4 protein-coding genes are annotated in these 3,513 nt (G+C 69.1%); 2 read left to right on the top strand and 2 right to left on the bottom strand.

Annotation, left to right across the window (positions count from 1 at the left end; all coding sequences use genetic code 11):
* Positions 1 to 288: 288 nt before the first annotated feature.
* The gene (locus PV721_RS42235) at positions 289 to 582 is read left to right on the top strand and encodes a hypothetical protein (RefSeq protein ID WP_319734037.1); all 294 of its coding nucleotides are present in this window, start codon (positions 289 to 291) and stop codon (positions 580 to 582) included.
* Positions 583 to 1,410: 828 nt separating this feature from the next.
* Here the strand turns inward: PV721_RS42235 and PV721_RS42230 are convergent.
* Both PV721_RS42230 and PV721_RS42225 read right to left on the bottom strand, forming a co-directional pair.
* Positions 1,411 to 1,821 carry a hypothetical protein gene (locus PV721_RS42230; RefSeq protein ID WP_319734036.1) on the bottom strand — a complete coding sequence of 137 codons (411 nt, stop codon included), beginning with the start codon at positions 1,819 to 1,821 and terminating at the stop codon, positions 1,411 to 1,413.
* A gap of 27 nt (positions 1,822 to 1,848) precedes the next feature.
* Positions 1,849 to 2,643, bottom strand: a complete 795-nt coding sequence (locus PV721_RS42225) for a hypothetical protein (protein ID WP_319734035.1) — start codon at positions 2,641 to 2,643, stop codon at positions 1,849 to 1,851.
* Positions 2,644 to 2,923: 280 nt separating this feature from the next.
* Between PV721_RS42225 and PV721_RS42220 the strand changes: the two genes are divergently transcribed.
* Positions 2,924 to 3,256 (top strand): DUF6233 domain-containing protein, encoded by a 333-nt coding sequence (locus PV721_RS42220; protein ID WP_319734033.1) that lies wholly within the window; start codon positions 2,924 to 2,926, stop codon positions 3,254 to 3,256.
* Positions 3,257 to 3,513 lie beyond the last annotated feature (257 nt).

The raw sequence follows: 3,513 nt of genomic DNA, 5'->3' as shown, positions 1-3,513 counted from the left end.
GCATACCGCGAACATCGATGTCTTTCACCATGGCCATGCCGCACATTCTCCTCCTCCCCGGGCGACCACACGCACGCAAGTGTGGGGAACAACGGACGAGATGCGTCAGTACCCGGCCGGGCTGGGCCTCAAGGGCGGCTGCCGTGTGGAGGGGCTCGCGAGCTTCTGCCGTCCGCCGGTGCGGGAAAGCTCGCAGCCCTCGCCGAACTCGGCATCGACTGGGCACAGTAGGTCAGGCAGCTGAAACCTCGTGGAACCCGTGGGAGAGCTTTTGAGAAGATCCCCACCATGCCCAGTCCCACCGCAGAAGAGCTGCTCGCCTCAATCAGCGGGCTATCCCCCGAGCTGACACAGCAGGCAGCCGACCGCGTCGATGAATGCAGAGCCCTCCTCGCGGCAGGCATCGACATGGACTCCGTCCAGCAGCACCTGAAAGACCAAGACATCCCCATCGTGATCGCAGTGCTCATCACCACCAGACTGATCGGGGACCACCCCAGCAAACTGAAGGCCGCACGAGAGATCGTCGAATGCAGCCCAGCACGCACCCCCGACAGTGCACTGAGCAGGCCACGGCACTGACCGACACCCTGCCCATCAGCACGGCGGCGCCCGTCAAGAAGCGGCGCCGCTGCACGCGGTTGGCCTGAGCACCGTCCTGGCTGTCCGAGTAGGGGTGGTCAGCCAACTCGTGCAGGAACGTGCAAAGGGCGCCCGGGCCGCCGCCCTCGGGTGAGGGCGGCCCGGGGGCAGGATTGTGTTCAGGAGCGGGTCGGCCGCAACGACGTGCTGCGGGGCGGGGGGATGTACCCATGACGCGCCCGATGCTGACCCAGCGGGAGGCCGCCGCCGCGTGCGGCGTCAGCCGCACCACAATCCGCCGCCGCCGTGAGGCGGGTGAGCGGCCCGGTTCCTTCCAGGACCCCGAGCACGGTTGGATGGTCCCCGTGGACGACCTGTTGGCCGCAGGTTTCCGACTCAACGCTCCCACTCCGGCGGACCAGGCCGCCCCGGCCCCGGCCGGCCCCGCCGCTCCGTCCGCCGGCGAGAGCCAGGACGCGGCCGCCCTGCGGGCGGAGCTGGCTCGGATGAACGCGGAGCATGCCCTTGCGCTGGCCGAAGCTCGGTACGGGCAGAAGCTGGCCGAAGCCGAGGCCGAGCACCTGCGCCGCGAGCTCGTGGCGCGCGGTGAGCACATCGCGGACTTCCAGCGGGCAGTGGCTGCCCTGACACCCGCCCCGGCGCGTCCCGCGCTCAATCCGCCGGGCGGGCACGGTGTGCCCGGCCAGACTCAGGCCGACCCGGGTGAGTCGGAGTCCGGGCTCCGTAAGCGGTGGTTGGTGGGCAGCAGCCCTGACGCGGTGGGCGGCGGGCGTCGCCTAAGTTCGGGGCCCGCCGCCATGTGCCGGGTTATGCCCTGGTGTCCAGTTGGGTTTCCAGCTCGGTCGGGCGGTAGCCGCCGTCCAGCTTGTCCACGGCCGCCTTCCGGATGTCGCCTGCGGCGGTCTGCTTCACTTTCAGCACGTCCATGATCATGCTGAGGGGTACCGCCTCGGGGTCGCCGCCGGCAGCCAGGATCATCCGGGCCACCTGGCGCTCGGAGCGCTCACGCGGGGTCAGTCGCGCGTAGTCCTCGGCCTGCTGGACCCGAGCCTCGACCATGGCCGTCTCGTACCGGGCGGCCGCAGCCGCCCGCGCGGCCTCGGCGGCCGCCTGCCGCCAGTGCCCGTGGGCTGCGTCGGCCCGCGTGGGCGCCGTCGGCGAGGAAACAGCAGAGTGCGGCGGGGTGAAGGCCGAGAAGACCTTCACCCCGCCGCTCATTCAGGGGGTGCTTCCCCTGTCAGGCATCTACTCCACCTCCGCCGCAGCACCGCCGACGCCGCCCTCGGAGCCGCCGGCCTCGGTGTCCGTACCCGCCTCGGTGTCCGTACCAGGCTCGGTGTCCGTACCAGGCTCAGTGTCCGTACCCGCCTCGGTGTCCGTACCAGGCTCAGTGTCCGTACCCGCCTCGGTGTCCGTACCAGGCTCAGTGTCCGTACCCGCCTCGGTGTCCGTACCAGGCTCAGTGTCCGTACCAGGCTCAGCGTCCGTACCAGGCTCAGCGTCCGTACCAGGCTCAGTGTCCTTCGGGTCCGTGGGGGCCTTCGGGTCCGTCGGGTCCATCGGGTCCGTGGGGTCCTTCGGGTCCTTCGGGTCCGTCGGGTCCTTCGGGTCGTACGGGTGCTTCGGGTCGTAGGGGTCCTTGGGAGCCTTCGGGTCCCACTTCGGGTCCTTCTTGTGGTGCTGCCAGTAGTCCCAGTGGTTGTGGGAGTCCCAGCAGTAGTACTTACGGTGCTTCTCCACCACGTAGTACACCTTGTAGCCGGGGTCCCAGTGGTACTCCTTGTTCTTCCCCCAGCAAGAGAATTTCTTCTTCTTGTCCCACTTATGCTTCTTTTTCCAGCAGTACTTTTTCTTCTTTTTCGCCTTGTCGCCCTTACCCCTCTGCTCGGCTACCGAGGCCACGCTCGTCTCGGCCGACGGGGCAGCTACAGCCGTCGCGGCGGGCAGGATGACACCGCCCACCACGGTGGCCGAGGCCACCAGCACCGCCATGCGCATGCGGCGCTTGGTACCGGTCTTTCCCCTGATGATGCGAGTCATGGTCTTGTCCCACTTTCAGTGATTGGCGTCCGTTTCGCCCGGTGCCTTGGGTCAGGCCCGCACATCCAGTAGGCCGGAGCCACCCGGCAGGGTCATGCCCCTAAGACTCGGGGCTTGACGATGCCGGGTAACGACGGGCAAAAGGCCAGCGGCGTGAGGAGGCGCGGCAACCGAGACCGTCGCCGTCAAGCCGTCCGAACTCCAGTGGCAAGCCCGGGAGCGCAGCATTAGGGCCGCCGTCGAAGTTCGCGATGCAAGACCGCGAGCGGCTGGGGCTCCTGTGCAGCACACCCGGCCCCGGCACGGTCTCGCGGGCCTGGGCGAGCATGGGCTCGATGGGGGCTTCAGCACATCGCGCCCTCCTCCCGGTCGCCTCAGCCGAGGTAGTTCTCGGGATGCGCTAGCTTCTGCAGCGTCCAGAACGCCGCCGGACTGGAAGCTGGAGTCGATCGGGACGGGGTCCGGTCCGAAGGCGTTGCGGGTCCACTTGGGCGACTGCCCTATGGGCGGCGGCAAGCCGATCAGCCGCGAGGAAGCCCGCCGGACGCTCGCCGAGGGTGCCGAGCCGTGCCCGTGCTGCAGCCCCGAGAACCTGCTGGGCATGACCAGCTGATCCGTCGGCGTACGCGGCTGCCTGCAGCGGCGGGTACGTTCGGCTGTACGGGGTGCGGGTCAGGCCGTCAGGGCCGCGACGGGGGCCGCACCCCGACACCGCTCTCCTGCGACGTGCGGCGTCAGGCTCTGGGAGTGGGTCGGCTTCTGCTGACTCCAGAAGGCGGGCGCGGCACTCCTGGCAGAGGGGGTTCCCGCCGACCCCATATCGACAGCATGTTCGATGACGGCGCACGCACGGTGGGGCGGGGCCCAGGT

The sequence above is a fragment of the Streptomyces sp. MB09-01 genome (assembly GCF_033794505.1).
GTDB lineage: Bacteria > Actinomycetota > Actinomycetes > Streptomycetales > Streptomycetaceae > Streptomyces.
Note: the sequence above shows the minus strand (reverse complement) of the source record. Positions and strands in the feature narration are given on the sequence as shown.

Bases quoted from the DNA above. Each gene is read 5' to 3' on its own strand.
- PV721_RS42235 (WP_319734037.1), top strand. From the start codon at position 289: ATGCCCAGTCCCACCGCAGAAGAGCTGCTCGCCTCAATCAGCGGGCTA.
- PV721_RS42230 (WP_319734036.1), bottom strand. From the start codon at position 1,821: ATGAGCGGCGGGGTGAAGGTCTTCTCGGCCTTCACCCCGCCGCACTCT.
- PV721_RS42225 (WP_319734035.1), bottom strand. From the start codon at position 2,643: ATGACTCGCATCATCAGGGGAAAGACCGGTACCAAGCGCCGCATGCGC.